Below are 20,276 nucleotides of genomic sequence, written 5' to 3'. Positions count from 1 at the left end.
ACTCTCAGGAGTAGCCATAATGGAACTCGACAACCTGGCACCACCCCCCAAGCGCCGCAGACGATTCCGGCGAACGGCGGGCGTCGCCCTGCCGGTCGTCCTGGTCGGCTCTTTCGCCGCGATCGCGGCCCCGCAGGCCTTCGCCGCCGAGCAGTGCGGCGGAATCGATTACCGAGTCGTCTCCAGCTGGAACGGCGGTTTCCAGGCCGCCGTGTCCATCACCGGGGGCAGCGAAGGGCTCGCCGGCTGGGATGTCGAGTGGGACTTCCCGTCCGGCACCACCGTGAGCTCGGCCTGGAACGTCGACTGGGCCCAGGACGGCGCCCACTTCACCGGCGCCGACGTCGGCTGGAACGGCACCATCTCGTCCGGCGATACCTCCGAGGTATTCGGCTTCATCGGCGCGGGCGACGCGACCGTGCCGACCGGCATCACCGTCAACGGCGAAGAATGCGGCGGCGAAGTCGTGCCGACCGAACCCGAACTCACCGTCTCCAAGTCGACCCTCGTGGCGGCGCCCGGCTCGTCGGTGAGCTTCGATGTCGGTTTCAGTGCCGCGCTTGAAGCGGACGTCGCGGTGACCACCACCAAGACCGATGGTGCCGAGGGCATCGACGTCACAGCCGGCGAGTCGCTCCAGTTCGGTGCGGACAACTGGGAGGCCGACCAGGAAGTCGTGATCGACGCGGCCGAAGGCGCCGAGGGATCGGCGACGTTCGAGGTCGCGGCCGAGGGCTTCGACCCGATCCCGGTGACCGTCACGGTCTCGGGCGACGTCGGCGAGGTCACGCAGAATGAGGACCGCTTCCTGGAGCTGTACGACCAGCTCGCCGGGGCCGACTCGCCGTATCTGCACTCCAGCGGCGTCCCGTACCACTCGGTCGAGGAACTCATCGTCGAAGCGCCCGACTACGGGCACCAGACGACCTCCGAGGCACTCAGCTACCAGATGTGGCTGGAGGCCGCATACGGCCAGGTGACCGGTGACTGGAGCGGGTACAACAACTCGTGGAACACCACCGAGACGTACGCGATCCCGGACCTGAACCCGAGCAGCTACAACCCGGACTCGCCGGCGACCTACGCCCCAGAGGGCGGCGACGCCAGCGACTACCCGTCGCAGCTGGACTCGAGTGTCCCGGTCGGACAGGACCCGCTCGCGCAGGAACTGGCCTCGACCTACGGCACCAACCAGATCTACGGCATGCACTGGCTGCTCGACGTCGACAACGCATACGGCTTCGGCGAATGCGGCGACGGCACCACCGAGCCGAACTACATCAACACCTTCCAGCGCGGCCAGTCGGAATCCACGTGGGAGACCGTCACGCACCCGTCGTGCGAGACCTTCGACTTCGGCGGGCCCAACGGCTACCTCGACCTGTTCACCGGGGACGCGCAGTACTCCCAGCAGGAGCGCTACACGGCCGCGCCGGACGCCGACGCCCGCGCCGTCCAGGTCGCGTGGATGGCCGACCAGTGGGCGACCGCGCAGGGCACCGAGGGCGAGATCTCGGGTTCCCTGGACAACGCGTCCAAGATGGGCGACTACCTGCGCTACGCCTTCGCCGACAAGTACTTCAAGGAGATCGAAGGCGACTGCATCGGGGCCTCCACCTGCCCGGCCGCAACGGGTAAGGACTCGTTCCACTACCTGCTGAGCTGGTACTACTCGTGGGGCGCCGGCATGAACGGCGACTGGTCGTACCGCATCGGCGGTTCCGGTGTCCACCAGGGCTACCAGAACGTCATGGCGGCCTACGCCCTGTCCAACGAGCTGACCCCCGACTCCCCGACCGCCGGGGACGACTGGGCCACCAGCCTCGAGGCGCAGATGGACTTCCTGGAATGGCTCCAGGTTCCCGAAGGCTCGACCGGCGCCGGCGCCATCGCCGGTGGTGCCACCAACAACTGGGAGGGCAACTACGGCGAGCCGTCGACCTCCGCGGAGTTCAACGGCCTGTACTACGACGAGAAGCCGGTCTGGCACGACCCGCCGTCGAACCGCTGGTTCGGCTTCCAGGCGTGGGGCATGGACGACATCGCCACCTACTTCTACAACACGGGTGACGAGCGCGCCGGAGCACTCCTCGGCAACTGGGTCGAGTGGGCCCTGTCGGAGAGCACGATCTCGGCGACCGACTACTCGCTCCCGGGCGACCTCGAGTGGAGCGGCGAACCCGGATCCGGTCTGACCGCTTCCGTTGCCACCCAGTCGAAGGACCCGGGTGTGGCCGGAACGTTCGCGAAGATCCTGTCCTACTACGCCGCCGCCACGGACGACGCCGAGATTCAGCAGACCGCTTCCGATCTGCTGGACGCGCTGTGGGCGACCAACGACGGTATCGGTGTGGCCCAGCCTGAGAGCCGGGCCGACTACTGCCGCTTCGAGGACGAGGTCTACATCCCGTCGGGCTGGTCCGGCACCATGCCCAACGGCGACGTGATCGAGCCGGGTGTCAGCTTCATCGACATCCGCTCCTTCATGAAGGACTTCGAGGGCTACGACCAGGTCCAGGCCTACATCGACGGCGGGTGCTCGGGCGACGCGCCCGAGTTCACCTACCACCGGTACTGGCACCAGGTGGAGGCCGCGACCGGCTTCCAGACGTACGCCATGTTGTTCGAAGCCGCTTAGGGCAGTGAGGCGCCCGGTGACCAAGCCGGGCGCCTCACTCTCGGGGCGCACGAAAGAGACCGGTACGCCCGCCTGTAGCTGAGACGCATCGACCCCCGTGCTTGGTTGCACGGGGGTCGCGGTCGATTTCGTGAGAGATCCCTCGTTGCGCCCCAAGGTAAGTCACGCCAGGATGTGCATATGAACCACTTTCGCCTTTTGGTGACCGCCGCCGCAGCGGCGATCATCGGATCCCTCTTCATCGCCGCTCCGGCGAACGCCCAGGACACCGATCCGGTCGATGACCCCTGGGACGACACCATCTTCCTGACCTTCGACGACGGCCCCGGAGGGTCGTACACCGACGAGATCCTCGCCGTCCTGGCGGAGAACGACGCCCAGGCCACGTTCTTCCTGCTCGGCGAGAACGCCCAGCGCGATCCCGCCCGGTCCCAGGCGGTCCTGGAGGCCGGCCACGCGATCGGCAACCACACCTGGGACCACCCCAACATGACCACGCTGACCCGCGCGGAGATGGACTCGCAGATCGGCACCGCCCAGACCCTGCTGGAAGGCTATGGCGCTGAAGTGAACTGCTTCCGCCCGCCCTATGGGGCCTACAACACCGAGGTCAACAACGCGATCGCCGCCGCCGGTCTCCAGCGGCAGATGTGGAACGTCGACACCGAGGACTGGTCCAGGCCGGGTGTGGACGCGATCGTCGACGATCTGCTCGGGGCCACCCCCGGGGACGTGGTGCTGATGCACGACGGCGGCGGCGACCGCTCGCAGACCGTGGAGGCGCTGGAGATCGCGCTGCCGCAGCTGGCCGAGCAGGGGTACAAGTTCGGGATCACCCCGAAGTGCAGCCCCGCTTAAGGAGCGGAGCCTTCAAGACGGCTTGGCTTGAATGCGGGCCGGGCGGGAGCGGGACGTTGGTCCCACTCCCGCCCGGTTCGTCACATTCGGGGTCCTCTGGCTGGGGATCGGGCTGAGCACACAGGTCGAATCCGGCGCGGACGGTTGGCCACCGGGCCCGACCTCTATGCTCAGAGCCTCATTGCTCTGAGGGGCCGGACGGCCTAGTAGATCTCGATATCGAGGTCTTGCGCTGCGTCCCAGAAGCTTTCGCTGACGGCGTGGGAGCTGGCGATGCCGGCCATGGCGGTCGCGCCGCCGGGCAGGTAGGTCGAGGCGATCGTGGTGTAGTCGACGCCGTCGTCGGCGTGAGCCACGGTCACGGTGCCGCCGCTGCGGATCAGGCGCAGCCAGATCTCGTCGGATTCGGATTCGACCGGCGAGAGCGACCAGTCGGTGTGGCCGCGGGTGGTGATGGTCGAGACGAGGTGCTGGCCCCCGAGGTACTCGGCACCGGACTTGACCCAGTTGGAGTCGTCGACCCGAATCGTAAGGGACGCTTCGGAATGCTGGTGCCGGTGCTCGGGGCGGAAGCGCATGGCGACTTCGCCGTCGCCTTGCATTTCGAGCCCGTAGATGTAGACGTGGTCGCGCTGATGTTCATCCCCGGCGCGACGCCGGAGTGTGGTTTTGATTTCGAAGTAGGGACTGATCAATCCACCATCAACAGTCCATTGTACTTCTTCTGAAGGAGATTGCATGAACCAATCATGCCACACGCGAAGGTGACGCATTCGGGCAAAACGGACGGCGTAACGCAAAGTTAATCCGCCGTTCGGGTCTTTCACACGTCTGAAATCCCTGGTAAATGATCATCTGATGCACTCGGTGCGGCTTCGGTTACAAGACTTGGAGAACGCCGATCCAAGTTCGCACGGCACCTGTTCGTCTGCACACTTCGCTTGCATGTGCATCCTAACGTGCTTGTGCCGCATGGGCAACGGTCGATGGCGATGATCTTGCGGCATATGTGCAAATCGGAGATCCGAGACCCATTCCGGCTCGCGTGATTCGCCTGGTGCGAGTGGTGCGAAATGGCGCCGGAGCGATCGTCTCGGTGTGGTCCTGTGACGCACGGAATAGCGTCCGCGCCCACCGTGAGGCGTTCGGGGCGGACGGTGGAATCGCGCCCCGCGAAGGCGCGGCCGGGCCGCGCCGATTCGCCGCCGGCCCCCGGGGTGTGTTCTTGCGGACTGGGCGGGACTGGAAATGACCAGAGTGTCGAATACCGCTCACGCCCGTGTCCTTCGAGGGGCCTCAACCGTTATTCGTAATGTAAGGGGTACTGGGGCACGGAAGAGACGGCGAATGAGGAGATAGCGTGAGTATGCAGCATTCAGCGAGGTCGACACCGCCGCTGACCCCCGACGCCCAGGGGGCCGCTCGCGCGTTCGGGCGCCAGGACCGCAGCGTGCCGCTCCGCCGCTCCTCGCGCCACACCGCCCCCGAGGCCGCCGGCCCCGCCGACGTCCCGAACCAGACGCCGGCCGCCGCCGCGGAGCAGGCTACGCCCGCGACCGCGGACCTGGAGGCTCCCGGCGCCGGGGCCGACTCCGAGGCCGGTCCCGTCGCACGCGCCGTCGAGGCGGCCGCGGCCGCCTTCCAGGGGCCCGGGCGCGGCAGGCGCTCGCGCCGTCAGGAGATCGACAGCCTGTTCTCGCTGGAGGAGCCCCCGCCGATCGACGCGCCGCCGGGCATCACCGAGATCACCGGCTGGGAACTGGCCGCCTCCATGTGGCGCGACCACCGCCCCGAACAACTGCTCGGATTCGACTGCGCCTCGTGCAAGCAGTCCTGGCCCTGCGACGGCTGGCAGATCGCCGACGACCTGCTGACGGAGTGCTGCGAGGCGGCCGGAGCGACGGCCACGAGAGCCCGCGTCTGAGTCGACGCCTGCGTTCACGCCGGGGCCGCCCGTGCGGCGCCCGAGCTTCGCGAAGGGACCCGCGGCCCACGTCCGCGCCAATGCCTTGCCCATGAGGTCGGGGAACCGGCCGTGGCGCCCCTGCGACCCCATCCGAAATATCCCGCCTCAAACTTGAGTCGACCCGACTCAACTTTTGTGCGATTCCCCACATTTACTGTGATCGCCTTGACAGTGGATCACTCCAGGTCGAACATTGAGCGTATCCGACTCAACTTGGTTCGGGGGCCCGCCCGGCCGCTTGAGATCCAAGACATCTGTTCGATTATTACGGGAGATCAACATGGCACGTGCGGTCGGCATCGACCTCGGCACTACGAACTCCGTGGTCAGCGTCCTCGAAGGCGGGGAGGCCACGGTCATCACCAACGCCGAGGGGGCGAGGACCACCCCGTCCATCGTCGCCTTCGCCAAGAACGGTGAAGTCCTGGTCGGTGAGGTCGCCAAGCGCCAGGCAGTCACCAACCCCGACCGGACGATCCGGTCGGTCAAGCGCCACATGGGCACCGACTGGGCCGTCGACATCGACGGCAAGTCGTACACCGCCCAGGAGATCAGCGCGCGCATTCTCATGAAGCTCAAGCGCGACGCCGAGGCGTACCTGGGCGAGAACGTCACAGATGCGGTCGTCACCGTGCCGGCGTACTTCTCCGACGCCCAGCGCACCGCCACCAAGGAGGCGGGCGAGATCGCCGGGCTCAACGTCCTGCGCATCATCAACGAGCCGACCTCCGCGGCGCTCTCCTACGGCCTCGACAAGGGCGAGGAAGAGCAGACCATCCTGGTCTTCGACCTCGGCGGCGGCACCTTCGACGTATCGCTGCTGGAGATCGCCGACGGCGTCATCCAGGTCAAGGCCACCTCGGGTGACAACCACCTCGGCGGCGACGACTGGGACGACCGGGTCATCCAGCACCTGGTCAAGACCTTCAACGGCCAGTACGGCGTGGACCTGTCCAAGGACAAGATGGCCATGCAGCGCCTCAAGGAGGCCGCCGAGAAGGCCAAGATCGAGCTGTCCAGCGCGACGCAGACCTCGATCAACTTGCCGTACATCACCGCCGGCCCCGACGGCCCGCTGCACCTCGACGTGTCGCTTTCGCGCGCCGAGTTCGAGCAGATGACCTCCGACCTCCTCGACCGCTGCAAGAAGCCGTTCGAGCAGGCCGTCAAGGACGCCGGGATCAACGTCTCCGAGGTCAACCACGTGATTCTCGTGGGCGGCTCGACCCGCATGCCCGCCGTCTCCGAGGTCGTCAAGCGCCTCATCGGCCGCGACGCCCACAAGGGCGTCAACCCGGACGAGGTCGTCGCCATCGGCGCGACCCTCCAGGCCGGTGTGCTCAAGGGCGAGGTCAAGGACGTGCTGCTCCTCGACGTCACGCCGCTGAGCCTGGGCATCGAGACCAAGGGCGGCATCTTCACCAAGCTCATCGAGCGCAACACCACGATCCCGACCAAGCGCTCGGAGGTCTTCACGACCGCCGACGACAACCAGCCGTCGGTGCTCATCCAGGTGTTCCAGGGCGAGCGGGAGATCGCGGCCTACAACAAGAAGCTCGGCACGTTCGAGCTGACCGGCCTGCCGCCGGCCCCGCGCGGGGTCCCGCAGGTCGAGGTCACCTTCGACATCGACGCCAACGGCATCGTGAACGTCTCCGCGAAGGACACCGCCACCGGCAAGGCCCAGTCCATGACCATCTCGGGCGGCTCCTCGCTCGCCAAGGACGACATCCAGCGGATGATGCAGGAGGCCGAGGAGCACGCCGAGGACGACAAGCGGCGCAAGGAGGAGGCCGAGACCCGCAATATGGGCGAGTCCCTGGTCTACCAGACCGAGAAGCTGCTGGCCGACAACGGGGACAAGATCCCAGAGGAGACCCGGACCAAGCTCAACGAGGCCACCGCGACGCTCAAGGGCGCGCTCGGCGGCTCCGACCTGGAGGCCATCAAGACGGCCACCGAGGAGCTCTCGAAGGTCAGCCAGGAGGCCGGTTCCGCCATGTACGCGGCGGCGCAGGCCGACCAGACCGCGGCCGGTGCCCCCGGCGCGGAGGCCCCGGGTGCCGCCGGTCCTGAAGACGACGTGGTCGACGCCGAGATCGTCGACGACGACAAGGACCAGAAGTGACCGACGAGGACAAGAACCGCTCCGAGGAGCCACCGGAGTCCGACCGGTCGCCGGACGACTCCGGCGACGAATTGACGGTGGACGACATCCTGGCCGCCGCCTCCGACGACGGTCAGGCCGCCGACGACACCACCGCGGTGCTTCAGTCCACGCTGGAGGAGCGCACCCGCGACCTCCAGCGCCTGAACGCGGAGTTCCAGAACTACCGCAAGCGCGTGGAGCGGGACAAGTCCCGCGCCAGCGAGATCGCCACGGGCGCGGTGCTTGCGAGCCTGCTCCCGATCCTGGACGACCTCGACCGGGCTCGCGAGCACGGCGATTTGAACGGGCCCTTCGGGGCCGTGTCCGAGCAGCTGAGCGCCGCGCTGGGCAAGCACGGCCTGGAGTCCTTCGGCGAGAAGGGCGACGCGTTCGACCCGAACGTCCACGAGGCGGTCGCCCACCTGCAGATGGGCGACGTCGACGGGCCGACCTGCATCGACGTCATGCGCCGCGGCTACCGGTTGGGCGACCGCCTGCTGCGCCCGGCGCTGGTGGCCGTCGCCGAGCCGCTCGATGAACCCGAGCCCGCCGAGACCGAACCGGTCGAGTCGTCGGACGCGGACGTCGAGGAGACCCTGATCGAGGCCGAGCCCGAGGGCGCGGTCGAGACCGCGGAGGATCCGGGCGACGAAGCGAACGCCGAGGAGGCCCCGGAAGCGGCCGACGAGGCAGAGGCTGAAGTGGCCCAAGGCGACGAGACCGGTCCCGACGACGACAACGACGGGTCCGAGCAGGACTCGAAGGGCGACCGGAAATCCTGATTTCGGTCGGGCCCATACGGCAATGAGTAGCGAAGGAGGCGTCCGGTGGCATCGCAGGAATGGCTTGAGAAAGACTTCTACGCCGTGCTCGGCGTGCCGCAGGACGCCTCCAAGAAAGAGATAGAGAAGGCCTACCGCAAGCTCGCCCGCGAGCTGCACCCCGACCACAATGCCGACGCCGACGCCGAAGATCGCTTCAAGGGCCTCTCGGAGGCCTACTCGGTCCTCCACGACGACAAGTCGCGGGCGGAGTACGACCAGATCCAGCTCATGAAGTCCGGCCGCGGCGGCTTCGGCGGCATGGGCCACGGCGGCGCGAACGTCAACTTCGAGGACCTGTTCGGCGGCTCCAGCCCGACCGGCGGTTTCACCGACCTGTTCGGGGACCTGTTCTCCCGCACCGGGGGCGGTTCCCACCGCCGCCGCGGCGCGGCCGTTCGCGGCGCCGACCTGCGCACCCACATCACGCTCGACTTCGCCGACGCCGTCCGCGGCACCACCACCGAGTTGCACATGCGTTCTCCGGGCGAGTGCCACACCTGCCACGGTTCCGGCGCCCGCCCCGGCACCTCCCCGACCCAATGCCCCCGCTGCGGCGGCACGGGGCTGGTCACCGAGAACCAGGGCGCGTTCTCCTTCGCCCAGCCCTGCACCGAATGCGAGGGCACCGGCTCGGTCGTCACCGACCCGTGCATCGACTGCGGCGGCACCGGCGCGGTGACCGAGGACCGCGTCATCACCGTCCGCGTTCCCACCGGGATCGCCGACGGCCAGACCATCCGCCTGGCCGGGCGCGGCGCCCCCGGCGAGCGCGGCGGCCCCGCCGGCGACCTCCTGGTCCGCGTCGGGGTGCGCACCCATCCGCTGTTCGCCCGCGACGGCGACAATGTGACGCTCAGACTTCCGGTGTCCTTCCCCGAGGCGGCCACCGGCGCCAAGGTCAAGGTCCCGACCCTGGAGGGCCCGGTGACGCTGAAGGTCGCGGCCGGGACCCCGAGCGGACGCGTGCTGCGCGTCAAGGGCCGCGGCGTCCCCGGCAAGGGCGACCTGCTGGTGACCGTCGAGGTCGAGGTCCCCACCGAACTGTCCGAGGAGGCCAAGGAGGCGCTGGAGAAGTACGCCGCCGCCGCCCCGGCCGCCGACCGGGCGCGACTCGAGGAGCTGACGGGGCAATGACATCGAAGCTCACTCGGGCGGGTGCCATCCAGGCACCGACGACGGCCGGCCGGAAGAACCCGGCCGCCGAGAACGTTAGAACCATCGCGAGCATCTGACCCGAGTCGAGGGAGGAACCGTGACCGAGCCAGAGAACTCCGCCGGCCGCCGCGAGCAGGCCGGATCGGCCGACATGTCCAGTCCCACGTACCTGCGCATCGAGGTCGCCTACCGGCGGCAGAGCGGACGCCGAGGCGAGGACATCGACTTCGACGCGAAGATCTTCGCCATCTCCGCCGCCGCCGAACTGGCCGGGATGCACCCGCAGACGCTGCGCCAGTACGACCGGATCGGCCTGGTCGAGCCCGGCCGCACGCCCGGCGGCGGTCGCCGCTACTCGGCCCGTGATGTCACCCGCCTGCGCGAGATCCAGCGGCTCAGTCAGGACGAGGGCGTCAACCTCGCCGGGGTCAAGCGGATCATGGATCTCGAGCGCGAGGTCGCCGCGATGCGCAGCGACATGTCCGCCGTCGTGGAGGAACTGCACCGGGCCCGCGCTCAACTCGCCGAGCTGCGCGCGATGGCCGGGCCGTTCCAGCGCACCAGCACCGATATCGTGCTGTGGCAAGGCAAGCGGCAGTTACATTCCCGGCGCTTGCCTACAAAACGGGCGTGGGGTGGCCCCCCACTTCAACAGTGCCCGAGGGGTGCGACAGGTCGGGTGGAGTTCGGAGTGTTTCGGCGGGTCCGGGCAAATCGGGCGCTCGGAGGCACCCCCGTATCAACAATGCGCGCAGGGTCCGACAGTTTCGTTCCGTCGTCCCCCGATTCAAGGATGCGCGTGGGGTCCGACAGTTTCGATTTCAAGACCCCCCGTTTTCAAGGCTGCGCCCCGGGTCCGACGGTTTCTCGGTGTGTCAGGGCGAACGGCAATGTCACTTTGTCCCTGTGTGAGAAGCGGCTAGGATCTTCGCATGTCACGAGAAGGACGAAAACGAAAGTATCGAAGTACGGGGCGGCTCAGCCGCACCATAGGACGCCGCCTCGCGGCTCCCGCCGGGAGGCATGAGCCGTGCTCATAGCCATCGGCCTCCTCATCATCTTCGCCGTCACCGCCGCCACGGGCTTCTTCGTGGCACTCGAATTCGCCTACACCGCCGTCGACCGGTCCCGTCTCGAAGACCTGGCCTCCAAGGCGAACGGCCGCCGCAAGATCCGAGCCCAGCGGTCGCTGCACATCAGCTCCAACCTCTCCTTCGCCCTCTCCGGCGCCCAGCTCGGGATCACCGTCACCGCCCTGTTCGTCGGCTTCTTCGCCGAGCCGTACCTGGGCCAGGGACTGGCGAACCTGCTCGGCACCGCGGGCGTCCCCACCACCGTCTCGGTCTCGATCGGCGTCACGCTCGCCATGATCGTGGCCAACGCGGTCCAGATGATCCTCGGTGAGCTCGGCCCCAAGAACCTGGCGATCGCCCGCACCGAGGCGCTCTCGCTCGCGCTCTCTGCCCCCACCACCGTCTACCTGACGGTGTTCGGGCCGATCATCCGCTTCTTCGACACCGCCTCGACCAGGCTGCTCAAGCTGCTCGGCATCCACGCGGTCGAGGAGCTGGACCACAATGCCACTCCCGAAGACCTGCACCGCATCATCGACGTCTCCCGCGACGAGGGGGTCCTCGAGGCGGGACTGTCCGAACTGCTCGACCGCGGCCTGGACTTCTCCGAGACCGTCGCCGAGCAGGCCATGACTCCGCGCGTCAACGTCCACACGCTGAACGCCGGTGCCACCGTCGCGGACGCGGTCGCCGCGCTCGCCGGGGGCCATTCCCGCTTCCCGGTCGTCGGCGATGACGTCGACGACCTGCGCGGCGTGGTCGGCATCGGCGAGATCATCAGGGTCCCGCGCGAAGCCCGGGCGACCGTCTCCCTGTCCGAGGTGGCCGACGCCGCGATGCTCGTGCCCGCCTCACTGCCGCTGCCGAACCTGTTGGAGCAGATGCGCTCCGCGCACCGCCAGCTCGCCTGCGTGGTCGACGAGTTCGGCGGCTTCGCCGGCATCGTCAGCCTCGAAGACCTGGCCGAAGAGCTGGTCGGCGAGATCCGCGACGAGCAGGACCGCTTCGAGGCCGACCCCGTCTCCCTCGCCGGCGGCGCCTGGCTCATCCCCGGCCGCTGGCGCGTCGACGAAGTCGCCGACGCCACCGGGCTGACGCTCCCCGAAGGCGAGCACTACGAGACCATCGCCGGCCTCGTCATGGCCGAACTCGGCCGCGTCGCCCGCCCCGGCGACATCGTCGAGGTCCAGGCCACGGCCGAGGACGGGGAGGAGCACGGCGTCCGCATGGTCGTCGTCTCCTGCTCCCGCCACGTGCCCGAGGCGATCGAGCTCCAGCCGCTGGAGGCCAAGTGAGCACCGGACCCGCATTGCTGATCTCGTTGGTGCTCTTGCTCGCCAACGCCTTCTTCGTCGCCGCCGAGTTCGCGCTCGTCGCCTCCCGGCAGCACCGGCTCGAACAGGACGGATCGGGGGCCGCGAACGCGGCCCTGCGCGCCACCAAGCGCCTGTCGATCATGCTGGCGGGCGCCCAGCTCGGCATCACCGTCTGCACCGTCGGACTCGGCGCGCTCGCCGAACCGGCCCTGGCGCACTTCTTCGAGGTCCCGTTGCACGCCATCGGACTCGAGGCCGCCGCCCACCCGATCGCGTTCACGGTCGCGCTGGTCATCGTCGTGTTCCTCCACATGGTCGTGGGTGAGATGATGCCCAAGTCGTGGGCCATCAGCCACCCCGAGTCCTCGGCGATGGCGCTCATCTGGCCCTTCACGGGCTGGGTCGTCATCACCAAGCCGCTGCTGCTGGGGCTCAACCACGGCGCCAACGTGATCCTGCGGATGTTCAAGGTCGAACCCGCCGACGAGAAGGCCCAGGCCCACTCGCCGGAGGAGCTGCGCTACCTGCTGCGGTCCTCGGCCGAGGCCGGGATGCTCGGCGAGGGCGAGCACCAGATGCTCACGCACGCAATCGAAGTGCAGCGCCGCAGCGTCGGCGAGGTCGCCATTCCGTGGGGGGAGGTCGTCACCATCTCCTCCGACGCGACCGCCGCGGGCGTCGAGGCCCGCTCCCGCGCGAGCGGCCGCTCCCGGCTCGTCGTGGTCGACTCGGGTGACCGCCCGGTCGGCCTGGTGCACGTCCGCGAGGCCGTGCAGGCCGAACCGGCCGAGCCGATCGCGGGCCTGGCCGCGGCCCCGCTGTTGGTCGACGCCGCCACCACCGTGTCCGCCGCCGTCGCCCTCATGCGGCGCCAGCGGTCCCAGCTCGCGATCGTCACCGGCCCCGGGCCCGACGTGACCGGACTGGTCGCGATGGAGGACCTCCTGGAGGAGATCATGGGCGACTTCTACGACGAGACCGACAAGACCGTGTAACGAGCATCGTTCCGCGATAACCGCAACGACCGGCTCGAATGCGAGAGGGGCTCCGTTCCCGGCGGCATCTAGACGAAATCGGCGATGACACGCCCCCAAGGTGTGTTCATCGCCGATTTCGCGGTCTTCCGGCGTGACCATGATTCATCAACCGATTCGTGTGATTACGTCAACTCTGGAAGACCATGTCGAAATTCTTCGAGGAAACCGAGCCCGAATTCGCCGTCAGCATGCGCGGGTACGACCGCCAGCAGGTGGACGAGTTCGCCGGCCGGCTGTACCGGAACATCAAGTCGAGCGAACAGCAGTTCAACGATGCCAAAACCATATTGGACCAAACGGAGTCCCAGCTGCGCCGCGCCGAGGAGCGCATCGCCGCACTCGAACGCCGCGTGACCGATCGGGCCGCCCAGATCGCCGAGGCCGAGCAGCCGACCCTGGCCGGACTCGGCGCCCGCGTCGAGAAGATCCTGCGCGCCGCCGAGCAGGACGCCGGCGTCCAGCGCGAGGAGGCCAAGCGGATGGCGGCCTCCATCATGACCGAGGCCCACGCCGAGGCCGACGCGATGATGCGCGAGGCCCACTCCGAGGCCGCCGAGACCACCGCCACCACCGAGCAGGACGTGTCCGAGATCCGGGCCCGGGCGATCAACGAGACCACCGAGCTGCGCGAGAACGCCCGCCGCAACCACGAGCTGGCGGTCACCGATGCCCGCCGGGAGGCGCAGACGTTCCAAAGCCAGTCGCGGAGCGTGGCCGAGAAGGAGCGATCGGTCGCCGAACGCGAGATCGCGGTCCTGCGGGCCACGGCCGAGCGCGAGGTCACCGAGCTCAAGTCGATGGCCGCGCGCGAGTCCGACGAGCAGCGGGCCGCGGCCCAGCGGCTCATCACCGAGGCGATCGAGCACCGCAAGCGCAAGACCCAGGAGCTCACGCTCACCGAGGCCGACCGGCGCGAGCGCGCCCAGAAGGAGGAGGCCGACCGCCACCAGCAGGCCATGGCGACCGCGCAGCGGATAGTGTCCGAATCCGAGGAGCGCCTGGCGCTCGCAGAGGAGCGCGCCCGCAGCGCGGAGAACCGGGCACTGGAGCGCAAGGAAGAGGCCGAGCAGCAGGCCAAGGACGCCCTCCAGCGGGCACACGACCAGGCGGGCACGGTCAAGTCCGATTCCGAGCGGGAGGCCGCCCGGCTCAAGAAGGCCGCCGAGGAGCGGGCCGCGGAACGCGTGCAGCCCTTGGCGGAAGAGGTCCAGACGATGCAACGCCAGCGTGACTCCGCCGGCTCGAACCTGGGGGACCTGCGCCGCCAGCTGGGCTTGGTCTCGGGCGGGGAGGAAGAGCCGAAGGTGTCTTCTGCGTCGTTCGACTCGCCCGTCTCGCCGATCCCGATCAATAAGCAGCGGGAGCCTTCCGACATCGACTCCACGCAGCAACTGCCGGTCATCAGGTAGCGCCGGGGGCAAGCAGATTCCAGGGCGGCCAGATCCCTTCGGGGGCTGGCCGCCCTTGGCATACGCCGATACTATAAATAAACTGAACTAATTGAAGGCGGCAACCGCCACGCGGCTCTTCACTCCTCCCGGGGCCGCGGTCCGCCACGCCGACCCAACAGGAGCCCCCGCATGCAGCGCCTATCGCTGATCCCGCAGCCGCAGCACATCACCGCACCCGGCGGCGACGTCGACCTCGCCTCCCTGGCCGGCATCGCCGCCGACCCCGGCCTGGAAGACCTCGCCTGGCTGCTCTCCGACCTGCTCGCGCGCGGCACCGGAACGAGACTCGCCGTGGCAGACGCCTGGGACACCCCAGCACTTTGCTTGAAGCTGGAGGGCGAGAGGCCCGCGGACCTGACCATCGACTCCGAGGCCTACCGCCTCACCGCCGACGTCCACGGCGTCGAACTCGTCGCCGCCCACCCCGCCGGCATCTCGCGCGCCATCGCCACCCTCCGACAGCTGCTCCCCGCCGACGCCCTCCGCGACGCCCCCAGCGCCGCCGCGATCATCCCCCGCGTCCACATCGAGGACGCCCCCCGCCTGCGCTGGCGCGGCGTCATGCTCGACATCGTCCGCAACTTCCAGGCCAAGGACTTCGTCCTGCGCATGATCGACCGGGCCCACCTCCACCGGCTCAACGTCCTCCACCTGCACCTCACCGACGACCAGGGCTGGCGCTTCGAGGTCCCCTCCCGCCCCGCCCTGACCGAGGTGGCCTCCTGGCGGCCCGAGACCGTCATCGGCCACGCCCGCGCAGGCGACGGCTACGACGGCACCCCGCACGGCGGCTTCTACTCCGCCGCCGACCTGCGCGAGATCGTCGCGTACGCCGCCGCCCGCCACATCCTGGTGGTCCCGGAAGTGAACTTCCCCGGCCACGCCCGCGCGATCCTGGCGGCCTACCCCGAGCTCGGCGCCGGCCAGAACCGGCCGGTGTCAGGGACATTCGGGGTCTTCGAGGAGGTCCTGGAGCCGACCGAGGCGGCGCTGGCGTTCGCCCGCGACGTGTTCGACGTGGTGGCCGAGGTGTTCGACTCCCCGTTCGTCCACATCGGCGGCGACGAGGTCCCGACGACGCAGTGGGAGTCGTCGCAGACGGTGAAGGACCTCATGGAGCGCGAGGGCATCACGAGCTATCGCGGCGTCCAGGGCTGGTTCACGAAGGCCTGCGTCGCGCATCTGACGAGCCTGGGCAAGCGGGTCATCGGCTGGGACGAGATCCTCGACGGAGGAGAGGACCAGGACGGGAACAGCCTTGACGGGGGAGCGCCACCGGAGGCCGTGGTCCAGGTGTGGCGCAACGAGGCCTACGTCAAGCAGGCGGTGGCGGCGGGCCACGACGTGATCGTCTCGCCCGAGCCGTACGTCTACTTCGACCACTACGAGGGCGACGGCGAGGAAGAGCCGCTGCGGATCCACGGGCAGACGACGATCGCGAAGGTCGCGGCCTGGGACCCGGTCCCGGCCGGCGTCGACCCCGAGCGGGTCCTGGGGGCGCAGTGCCAGTTGTGGTCCGAGTACATGCCGACCGCACGCGACGTGGAGTACGGGGCGTTCCCGCGCCTGGCGGTCTTCGCGGACGTGGCCTGGTCGGGGCAGGGCGTGCGCGAGGCGGAGCCGGTGACCGAGCGCCTGGAAGGGCACCTGGAACGCCTGGACGCCTTGGGGATCAACTACCGGCCGCTCGAGGGTCCGAAGCCGTGGCAGCGGGGCGGCACCGGCCGCCGCGCGCGCTTCACCTGGAAGTTCATCGAGCACCCCGCCGAATAGGCGGGGCACCGTTATCAAATGAAAATGCCTCGGACTCGGTGAATTGGCCCGATTCGCGACGCGTACCCTTTGGGGTTTAAAGCGGATGCGAGGCGCTTGGCAGGACCCTCGCCCGGTTGGCTCGGGGTACGCCCCGCATCCGCTGTCAATCACCGTTCGCCTTGGGGCAACCGGTTTCCGGGGAAGCCGGACTTCACTACCGTTCGCCTTGGGCCGACTCGCCTTCAGCTTGACGAGTCTCTACGATGAGATGGCCCCCGGCGGCGGCGCCTTGCAAGCGGGTCAGCAGCAGGGTCAGCAGTACGCCGACGCCGGGGAGTCTTTTCCTTTGCGGGCCTTACGGCCTGCCGTATCCTTCAATGGCCATGATGTCGATGGCGGCGATCTTCACCACGTCACCGGTGCGCGGGGCGTGGATGATTTCATCGTTGCCGATGTAGATGCCGTTGTGCCCCAAGCCGTCGTAGAACACGATGTCTCCGGGCTGGAGCTCCGAGCGCGAGACGCGCGCGGTCTCGTTCCACTGCATCTCGACGTTGTGCGAGAGCGAGTATCCGGCATTCCCCCAGGCGCCCTGGGTCAAACCGGAGCAGTCCCACGTGCCGGGGCCGTCGGCGCCGTACTCATAGGACTCGCCGAGCTGGTCGTAGGCGAAGCTCACCACCGCTGAGTCGCCGGAGTAGTCGGAGCCGCCGCTGGAGGGTTCCGGTTCGGGATGCTCATCGGCGTAGGCGTCCTCGTAGTCCGCCTCGAGGTCGTCGATCTCGGCCTCGATCTCGGACTGCTTCGCGTCGATCTCCTGGAGGATCTCGTCGGCGTCGGACTGGAGGGTCTCCAGCTCGGCCTTGCGGGTCTCAAGAGCCTCGACCTGGGCGCTGTACTCCGCGATCTGCGCGCTCTCGGTCTCGTTGAGGTTCTGCAGGAGCGTGAGGCGGTCGGTGAAGTCCTCGGGGTCGCCCGCGAGGATCGAGTTCATCATCGCGAACTCGCCGCCGGTGTACGCGGCGGCGGCCAGTTCGGCCATCGCGTCGGTACGTTCCGCCACGGCCTCTTCGAGATCGGGGAGTTCCTTCTCGATGTCCGCGATGAGCTCGTTGGCGTCCTCGAGCTCTTCCTTCTTCGCGTTGTAGTCCTCGATGACCTTTTCCAGGTCAGCGTTGCGCTCGTCGAGGTCCTCTTGGATCTCGTCGCTGGACTGCGCGGACGCTTGCGACGCCGTGAGCAGGCCCGCCGTGGCGGGGAGCAGGACGGCGGCCGCCATTGCGGCTGCGATTCGCCGGGTACGCACCAGGGATGCGCTCCTTCCTCGTGCCGCCTACCGGGTTAGCTGTCGGGTTCGGGCGGGAAGAAGGATCGCCCTACTCGCCCGAAGGCGCGATTCACCCCAGTTGGAGGCGCTCGCGCCTCAACCCTGGTTCCCCGGTTCGACATTGCTTGGGGCGCAGTCGACTCGGCGGTGTCACGCGGTGGTTGCGGGGTGCAACCGAGTTTCCGACGCGACGGCTTCACGTTAGAGGTCTTCGGGCATGGTGACAAGGGCGGGTGGAGAATTTCTCGCACAATGGCACGGAATACTACGGCGCGCTCGCCGGGAATGACGAGCAGTTGCCAATATACCCCTGAGGGGTATAGAATTCTCCTTGGAGGTAATCGACATGGCAAGCGACGACAATGGCTGCGGGGCCGAGCACGACCCCAAGACCTACTGGTACCACGGCGACAAGGCGGCGCTCCAGCGTCGGCTCAAGCGCATCGAGGGCCAGATCCGAGGGTTGCAGAGGATGGTCGAGGACGACGAGTACTGCATTGACATCCTGACGCAGATCTCGGCTTCCACCAAGGGTCTGCAGGCCGTGGCGGTCAACCTCCTGGAAGGTCACATCGCGCACTGCGTCGCCGAGGCGTCGGCCAAGGGCGACCCTGCCGAGGCCGAAGCGAAGGTCAAGGAGGCCACTGACGCGGTCGCGAGACTGCTCAGGACCTGACGGATCATTTCCCACTAAGGAGCGAACCATGCAGACCACCTACGTTGTCAAGGGCATGACCTGCGGACACTGCGCCAGTTCGGTGACCGAGGAAGTGTCGGCCCTGCCCGGCGTCGAGAAGGTCGACGTGGCACTGGAGACCGGCAAGGTCACCGTGACCAGCGCCGACGAGCTCGCGACCGAGAAGGTCGGCGAGGCCGTGGACGAGGCCGGCTACGAGTTGGTCGGCGTCGCGGAATTAGGCCGGGTCCGTAGTAATGACCCCCGAGAACCGCGCGGGGCGTCCCCTGAGTGTCCGGACGCCTCGCGCCCTTCGAACTTTCAAGCCGTCAGGTGGCGGCGTGGCTGAAGTAATATGGAGCGCATGGCAGTCTCCGATGATGACCGCTCCGTAGAGCTGGCCGAAGACGACTTCTCGGTGCTCCCGGACCAGACCTCCGACGAGTCCGACTCGGGTTGGGGCGAAGCCCCGCCCGCGCGCACGCCGCGCGCGAAGGGCCGCGCCCTTTCTCCGCGCGACCTGGAACTCCTCGAAGACCGACCGCCGCACTGGTAGCGCGGCCGGACGACGGCGCGGCACCGGCGCCGATCCTGGATGGAGCGCCATCCGGTTGCGGTCAGCCTGCTCGCAGCGTCTTGACGACCGCGATGGCCTGGTCGAGCATGTCGATGGGGCAGCCCCAGTAGTCGTAGATGCCGCCGCGGGATCGGTACCGCCCCAAACGTAGACCGGCAGCGCCACGCGCCGTGCGGCTTGAGCTTCGAGCATCAGCGATGGAGGAGTGGGGTCTTTCCCGAGGGCGTTCCCGGCATCCTTTCCCGTGCCACTTGAGCTTCAAGCGGGCAGCGACGGTGGAGCGGGAAGGGCGGGCCCCGCGACACGCCCGACCGCAGGGTACGAGGCACTTGAGCTGGGAAAACACCCATTCATTCACCCGTTCGAGTGATGTCAGTGGACCAGTCATGTGTCACCATTGAGGCATAGAACAGGAACACCAAGATAGGAACCCTGTTTGATACCCAGACCAGTCGAGGAGGTGACACCGATGGCCCCGAACCCCACCAGCACCGGCCCTGACCGCCGAGCGAAGTCGGCGACCATCCACTCCGCACTCGATGAATCGGCGGCATTGATCAATGCCGCTCATGCCTCGGTGCTGGCGCATGTGATCGATGCGAAGGCCGCGAACATCCACCGCGACTTCGACGGGTTCTCCGCGGTGCGGGAGTGGCTGGTCTCGACGTTCGACTTCCACCGCCAGATCGCCTCGGACCTGGCCGCGATCGCCCGCCGCGCCAGGAAGTTCGCCCTGCTCGCAGAGGCGGCCACCACCCAGGCTGCCAGGATCGACCCGGTCGCCTACGCGGTCCGGCAGCTCGACAAGACCCCCGCGATGCGCCTCTATGCCCGCACTCCCTACCGCGAGGCCGTCCCTTCCCCTTGGGACGCTTCGGTGTCCTGCACGACCCCCGAGGCCCTGGTGGCCCAGTACTGCGCGCATGCGCCCTTCACCGAGCTGAAGGCGCACCTGGCCGAGATCGAGGCGTCGTTGGCCGACTCGGCCGAACTGTTCGAAGGCCTCGGTGAGCAGTCCCTGCAATACCTGGAAGTGTGGGAGCAGGACAACGGCATGTGGGGCCTGGGCGGACAGCTCAGTGCCGACACCGGTGCGCTGTTCGCGAAGCTGCTCGCCACCGCCGTCCCCCCGCCCCGCCAGGACGAAGCGGATGCCGACGGCGACCTGCCCGCCGCCGCGAACCGGAACGCCGAAGCCCTCCACCAGATGCTCGCCGCATACGGGGCCAGCACCGACGCACCCACCCGGCACGGGCACACCGCGACCCTCTCGCTCCTGTGCGACCTGGAAACCCTGCAAGGCAACGACACCGGCCGGGTCCCCACCCTCGAAGGCCGGCCGATCTCCCTCGCCCGGGCCCGCCTCCTCGCCTGCGAAGCCGCCATCATCCCCATGGTCTACGACTACGCGACCGGTGAAGTGGTCGAACTCGGACGGTCCGAACGCCTCCCCAACACCGCCCTGCGCCGCAAG

The 20,276-nt window shown here is 68.3% G+C and carries 17 protein-coding genes, 1 pseudogene and 1 riboswitch; of the genes and pseudogenes, 15 read left to right on the top strand and 3 right to left on the bottom strand.

Annotated elements, in window-relative coordinates; all coding sequences use genetic code 11:
* Positions 1 to 19: 19 nt before the first annotated feature.
* The gene (locus FAB82_RS13820) at positions 20 to 2,638 is read left to right on the top strand and encodes a glycoside hydrolase family 48 protein (protein ID WP_136535118.1); all 2,619 of its coding nucleotides are present in this window, start codon (positions 20 to 22) and stop codon (positions 2,636 to 2,638) included.
* 180 nt (positions 2,639 to 2,818) lie between these two features.
* The gene (locus FAB82_RS13815; protein WP_136535117.1) at positions 2,819 to 3,496 is read left to right on the top strand and encodes a polysaccharide deacetylase family protein; all 678 of its coding nucleotides are present in this window, start codon (positions 2,819 to 2,821) and stop codon (positions 3,494 to 3,496) included.
* A 203-nt stretch (positions 3,497 to 3,699) separates the two neighbouring features.
* Here the strand turns inward: FAB82_RS13815 and FAB82_RS13810 are convergent, their stop codons facing one another.
* Positions 3,700 to 4,191 carry a DUF1349 domain-containing protein gene (locus FAB82_RS13810; protein WP_168801591.1) on the bottom strand — a complete coding sequence of 164 codons (492 nt, stop codon included), beginning with the start codon at positions 4,189 to 4,191 and terminating at the stop codon, positions 3,700 to 3,702.
* A 665-nt stretch (positions 4,192 to 4,856) separates the two neighbouring features.
* On the opposite strand from FAB82_RS13810, the gene FAB82_RS13805 reads away from it, so the two are divergent.
* The 9 genes and pseudogenes from FAB82_RS13805 to FAB82_RS13765 all read left to right on the top strand — a co-directional run bounded on the left by FAB82_RS13805 (position 4,857) and on the right by FAB82_RS13765 (position 16,240).
* On the top strand, positions 4,857 to 5,420 hold the full coding sequence (locus FAB82_RS13805; protein WP_168801590.1) for a hypothetical protein: 564 nt from the start codon (positions 4,857 to 4,859) through the stop codon (positions 5,418 to 5,420).
* A gap of 322 nt (positions 5,421 to 5,742) precedes the next feature.
* A complete protein-coding gene (dnaK, locus tag FAB82_RS13800; protein WP_136535114.1) occupies positions 5,743 to 7,590 on the top strand; it encodes a molecular chaperone DnaK in 1,848 nt (615 codons plus the stop codon).
* Positions 7,587 to 8,393 carry a nucleotide exchange factor GrpE gene (gene grpE, locus FAB82_RS13795; protein ID WP_211116590.1) on the top strand — a complete coding sequence of 269 codons (807 nt, stop codon included), beginning with the start codon at positions 7,587 to 7,589 and terminating at the stop codon, positions 8,391 to 8,393. The genes dnaK and grpE overlap by 4 nt, the downstream gene beginning before the upstream one ends.
* A 45-nt stretch (positions 8,394 to 8,438) precedes the next feature.
* A complete protein-coding gene (gene dnaJ, locus FAB82_RS13790; protein ID WP_136535113.1) occupies positions 8,439 to 9,569 on the top strand; it encodes a molecular chaperone DnaJ in 1,131 nt (376 codons plus the stop codon).
* A gap of 241 nt (positions 9,570 to 9,810) precedes the next feature.
* Positions 9,811 to 10,185, top strand: a pseudogene (locus FAB82_RS28605) (heat shock protein transcriptional repressor HspR); the annotation flags it as partial.
* A 435-nt stretch (positions 10,186 to 10,620) separates the two neighbouring features.
* Positions 10,621 to 11,958, top strand: a complete 1,338-nt coding sequence (locus tag FAB82_RS13780) for a hemolysin family protein (RefSeq protein WP_136535112.1) — start codon at positions 10,621 to 10,623, stop codon at positions 11,956 to 11,958.
* Positions 11,955 to 12,974: a hemolysin family protein gene (locus FAB82_RS13775; protein ID WP_136535111.1), complete on the top strand. Its 1,020-nt coding sequence runs from the start codon at positions 11,955 to 11,957 to the stop codon at positions 12,972 to 12,974. The genes FAB82_RS13780 and FAB82_RS13775 overlap by 4 nt, the downstream gene beginning before the upstream one ends.
* 185 nt (positions 12,975 to 13,159) lie before the next feature.
* Positions 13,160 to 14,425: a coiled-coil domain-containing protein gene (locus tag FAB82_RS13770; protein WP_136535110.1), complete on the top strand. Its 1,266-nt coding sequence runs from the start codon at positions 13,160 to 13,162 to the stop codon at positions 14,423 to 14,425.
* A gap of 171 nt (positions 14,426 to 14,596) precedes the next feature.
* On the top strand, positions 14,597 to 16,240 hold the full coding sequence (locus FAB82_RS13765; protein WP_136535109.1) for a beta-N-acetylhexosaminidase: 1,644 nt from the start codon (positions 14,597 to 14,599) through the stop codon (positions 16,238 to 16,240).
* A gap of 337 nt (positions 16,241 to 16,577) precedes the next feature.
* Here FAB82_RS13765 and FAB82_RS13760 read toward each other — a convergent pair whose 3' ends face one another.
* Positions 16,578 to 17,528, bottom strand: a complete 951-nt coding sequence (locus FAB82_RS13760) for a C40 family peptidase (protein ID WP_136535108.1) — start codon at positions 17,526 to 17,528, stop codon at positions 16,578 to 16,580.
* Between the two features lie 8 nt (positions 17,529 to 17,536).
* Positions 17,537 to 17,706, bottom strand: a riboswitch (cyclic di-AMP (ydaO/yuaA leader).
* 189 nt (positions 17,707 to 17,895) lie between these two features.
* Between FAB82_RS13760 and FAB82_RS28390 the strand changes: the two genes are divergently transcribed.
* From FAB82_RS28390 to FAB82_RS13745, 3 genes are read left to right on the top strand one after another with little or no spacing between them, the layout of a single operon-like run.
* Positions 17,896 to 18,225 (top strand): metal-sensitive transcriptional regulator, encoded by a 330-nt coding sequence (locus FAB82_RS28390; protein WP_136535107.1) that lies wholly within the window; start codon positions 17,896 to 17,898, stop codon positions 18,223 to 18,225.
* A gap of 28 nt (positions 18,226 to 18,253) precedes the next feature.
* Complete coding sequence (locus FAB82_RS28890) at positions 18,254 to 18,574, top strand: heavy-metal-associated domain-containing protein (RefSeq protein ID WP_136535106.1); 321 nt, start codon at positions 18,254 to 18,256, stop codon at positions 18,572 to 18,574.
* Positions 18,575 to 18,589: 15 nt separating this feature from the next.
* Entirely contained in the window at positions 18,590 to 18,781 is a 192-nt protein-coding gene (locus FAB82_RS13745; protein ID WP_136535105.1) for a hypothetical protein, read from the top strand.
* Positions 18,782 to 18,842: 61 nt separating this feature from the next.
* On the opposite strand, the gene FAB82_RS28600 is transcribed toward FAB82_RS13745, so the two are convergent.
* Positions 18,843 to 18,947 (bottom strand): DUF6196 family protein, encoded by a 105-nt coding sequence (locus FAB82_RS28600; RefSeq protein ID WP_342799458.1) that lies wholly within the window; start codon positions 18,945 to 18,947, stop codon positions 18,843 to 18,845.
* 324 nt (positions 18,948 to 19,271) lie between these two features.
* On the opposite strand from FAB82_RS28600, the gene FAB82_RS13740 reads away from it, so the two are divergent.
* The coding region (locus tag FAB82_RS13740; RefSeq protein ID WP_136535156.1) for a DUF222 domain-containing protein at positions 19,272 to 20,276 on the top strand (1,005 nt) is incomplete at its 3' end.

The sequence above is a fragment of the Glycomyces buryatensis genome (assembly GCF_004912275.1).
GTDB classification, from domain to species: domain Bacteria; phylum Actinomycetota; class Actinomycetes; order Mycobacteriales; family Micromonosporaceae; genus Glycomyces; species Glycomyces buryatensis.
This window is presented reverse-complemented; position numbering and strand designations above follow the sequence as displayed.

Coding starts and splice junctions, on each gene's coding strand:
- FAB82_RS13820 (WP_136535118.1), top strand. CDS start 20: ATGGAACTCGACAACCTGGCACCACCCCCCAAGCGCCGCAGACGATTC.
- FAB82_RS13815 (WP_136535117.1), top strand. CDS start 2,819: ATGAACCACTTTCGCCTTTTGGTGACCGCCGCCGCAGCGGCGATCATC.
- dnaK (WP_136535114.1), top strand. CDS start 5,743: ATGGCACGTGCGGTCGGCATCGACCTCGGCACTACGAACTCCGTGGTC.
- FAB82_RS13770 (WP_136535110.1), top strand. CDS start 13,160: ATGTCGAAATTCTTCGAGGAAACCGAGCCCGAATTCGCCGTCAGCATG.
- FAB82_RS13765 (WP_136535109.1), top strand. CDS start 14,597: ATGCAGCGCCTATCGCTGATCCCGCAGCCGCAGCACATCACCGCACCC.
- FAB82_RS28390 (WP_136535107.1), top strand. CDS start 17,896: ATGGCAAGCGACGACAATGGCTGCGGGGCCGAGCACGACCCCAAGACC.
- FAB82_RS28890 (WP_136535106.1), top strand. CDS start 18,254: ATGCAGACCACCTACGTTGTCAAGGGCATGACCTGCGGACACTGCGCC.
- FAB82_RS13745 (WP_136535105.1), top strand. CDS start 18,590: ATGGCAGTCTCCGATGATGACCGCTCCGTAGAGCTGGCCGAAGACGAC.